The organism is Pseudomonas sp. JV245A (genome assembly GCF_032424515.1).
GTDB lineage: Bacteria > Pseudomonadota > Gammaproteobacteria > Pseudomonadales > Pseudomonadaceae > Aquipseudomonas > Aquipseudomonas protegens.
Genome location: NZ_VYKE01000379.1, coordinates 1 through 1,337, shown reverse-complemented (window position 1 = coordinate 1,337; position 1,337 = coordinate 1). Strand labels below are relative to the sequence as shown.

2 protein-coding genes and 1 pseudogene are annotated in these 1,337 nt (G+C 63.1%); 1 reads left to right on the top strand and 2 read right to left on the bottom strand.

Going from position 1 to position 1,337, the window contains the following annotated elements:
* Together F6S12_RS33990 and F6S12_RS31805 are read right to left on the bottom strand one after the other, a co-directional pair.
* Positions 1-160: pseudogene (locus F6S12_RS33990) on the bottom strand (hypothetical protein); the annotation flags it as partial.
* A gap of 1 nt (position 161) precedes the next feature.
* Positions 162-476, bottom strand: coding sequence for a YqjD family protein (locus F6S12_RS31805; RefSeq protein WP_011062506.1), 315 nt, complete (start codon positions 474-476; stop codon positions 162-164).
* A gap of 335 nt (positions 477-811) precedes the next feature.
* On the opposite strand from F6S12_RS31805, the gene F6S12_RS31800 reads away from it, so the two are divergent.
* A partial coding sequence (locus F6S12_RS31800) for an ammonium transporter (protein ID WP_409999882.1) occupies positions 812-1,337 on the top strand: 526 nt, incomplete at its 3' end.

Genomic DNA, 1,337 nt, shown 5'->3' with positions numbered 1-1,337 from the left:
CGGCGAACAACAGCAGGCTCACGGTGCGTGCTTTCTGCTCCTGCAACTCGATGCCGAACAGCTCGACATGGCTGTGCAGCAGCCCCAGGACTGCCGCCCCCAGGCGCCGCGAAGACGCGCTCGGGCCGCTGCCGGACGAAGTGGATTCGCCGATAGCCATATCAGCGCCGCGTCGCCAGGAGGCCGATCAGGAAGCCTACGCCGGCGGCGATGCCCACCGATTGCCAAGGGTTGCTCTGCACATAGTCCTCGGCGGCGGTGACCGCTGCCTGGCCCCGCTGGCGCAGGGAGTCTTCGGTCAGTTGCAGGGTCTCCCGGGCCTTGAGCAGGCTGTCGTGGATCTGCTCGCGCAACTCGTCGGCCTGGTCGCCGGCCAGGGTCGCGGTGTGTTCCAGCAGACGCTCCGTGTCACTGACCAGTGCCTGAAAATCCGCCATCAGTACTTCTTGAGCCGTCTTTGCCGTTTTGCTGGCCATGGTTCCATCTCCGTTAGTTGCTTGTGTGAGCTATGAGTGTGAGCCCTGGGCGAAGGTTCACTGCAATTGTCTGGTACAGCTTTTGCTTTGTCCTGGTGCGCCAGGCCCCGGGCCTGCGCCGAAAACGAGCGAGGGTCGCGCTGTAGCCCGCGTAAACCCTGGCCAAGAAAACCATAACCTCAGGTCAGTCCTCACCCCGTGGTTTGTCGTGCCGCCCCCGGCGCGCCAAAACGGTTCACCGAATGCGTGCAATGGCGCGCCCGGGAGCCAACTTGGTGCAAGGAGCGGGGCGCCCTGCCAGGGAACGGCTGGCCGATTTCGGATCTGCCTACTCCATGGAAAATCTGCAAAGCGCTGTGGACACCCTGGTCCACGGTTCCAACACCCTGTTCATCCTGATCGGGGCGGTCATGGTCCTGGCCATGCACGCCGGCTTTGCCTTCCTCGAAGTCGGCACCGTCCGGCAGAAGAACCAGGTCAATGCGCTGTCGAAGATCCTCAGTGACTTCGCCGTCTCGACCCTGGCCTATTTCTTTATAGGCTATTGGATCTCCTACGGCGTGAGCTTCCTGCAACCGGCGGCGGTGATCAGTGCCGATCACGGCTACGGCCTGGTGAAGTTCTTCTTCCTGCTGACCTTCGCCGCGGCGATCCCGGCGATTATCTCCGGTGGCATCGCCGAGCGCGCGCGTTTTGTGCCGCAATTGTGCGCCACGGTGCTGATCGTGGCCTTTGTCTACCCGTTTTTCGAAGGGCTGGTGTGGAACGGCAACTTCGGGGTGCAGGCCTGGTTGCAGCAGCGCTTTGGTGCCGGCTTCCATGACTTTGCCGGCTCGGTGGTGGTGCACGCCATGGGAGGCT